General features: G+C 59.0%; 1 protein-coding gene. It reads left to right on the top strand.

Annotated elements, in window-relative coordinates:
- Window positions 1-1176, top strand: a 1176-nt coding sequence (gene tuf, locus AC2FIZ_RS20645; protein WP_142640426.1) for an elongation factor Tu, incomplete at its 5' end; no start/stop codon positions are given.
- Between the last annotated feature and the right edge of the window lie 207 nt (window positions 1177-1383).

The raw sequence follows: 1383 nt of genomic DNA, 5'->3' as shown, positions 1-1383 counted from the left end.
ATGGCAAAGGAAAAGTTTGAGCGTAATAAGCCGCACGTCAACATCGGCACGATTGGCCACGTTGACCACGGCAAGACGACGCTGACCGCAGCAATCACCAAGTATTTCGGTGACTTCAAAGCGTATGACCAGATTGACGGCGCGCCGGAAGAGAAGGCCCGCGGCATCACCATCTCGACGGCCCACGTGGAATACGAGACCGATGCGCGTCACTACGCCCACGTTGACTGCCCCGGCCACGCCGACTACGTCAAGAACATGATCACCGGTGCGGCGCAAATGGACGGCGCGATTCTGGTTGTGAACGCGGCTGACGGCCCGATGCCTCAGACCCGCGAGCACATTCTGCTGGGCCGCCAGGTTGGTATCCCGACCATGGTCGTGTTCATGAACAAAGTTGACCAGGTTGACGACGAAGAGCTGCTGGAGCTGGTGGAAATGGAAATCCGCGAGCTGCTGAGCTCGTATGATTACCCTGGCGACGACATTCCGATCATTGCCGGTTCGGCACTGGCCGCGATGGAAGGCAACAACCCGGAAATCGGCGAAGAATCGATCCGCAAGCTGATGGCTGCCGTGGACGAGTACATCCCGACGCCTGAGCGTGCTGTTGACCAGCCGTTCCTGATGCCGGTCGAAGACGTGTTCTCGATCTCGGGCCGTGGTACAGTTGTGACCGGTCGTGTTGAGCGTGGCGTGATCAATGTTGGCGACGAGATCGAAATCGTCGGCATCCGCGACACCAAGAAAACCACCTGTACCGGTGTTGAAATGTTCCGCAAGCTGCTGGATCGTGGCGAAGCGGGCGACAACATCGGCGCGCTGCTGCGTGGTATCGACCGTGAAGGCGTTGAGCGTGGCCAGGTTCTGTGTAAGCCGGGTTCGGTTACACCGCACACCAAGTTCGAAGCCGAAGCCTATATCCTGACCAAGGAAGAGGGTGGCCGTCACACGCCGTTCTTCGCGAACTACCGTCCGCAGTTCTACTTCCGTACAACTGACGTGACCGGCACCGTGACCCTGGCAGCTGGCACCGAGATGGTTATGCCCGGCGACAACGTGTCGTTCGAGGTTGAGCTGATCGCACCGATCGCGATGGAAAACGGCCTGCGTTTCGCCATCCGCGAAGGCGGCCGCACCGTCGGCGCCGGCGTTGTGTCGAAAATCGTCGAGTAATTCGCGCAAGCGAATGATCAAATGGAAAGGGCGCCCATCCGGCGCCCTTTCTCGTTTGATCTCGACAAGCCCGCGACGCGCCCATGTCGTACACCAAAGAGCGTTGAGTGATCGGAGGCGGTGATGAGATCGTTCGCCGAATAGTCTCAGACCTAACCGTCGAAACAAAAAAGCCCGCCCCAAACCGGGGCGGGCTTTTTCTGTTTG

The sequence above is a fragment of the Ruegeria sp. CDSB022 genome (assembly GCF_059611145.1).
The sequence above is the reverse complement of the archived record's forward strand: the minus strand, read 5'-3'. Positions and strand labels throughout refer to the sequence as shown.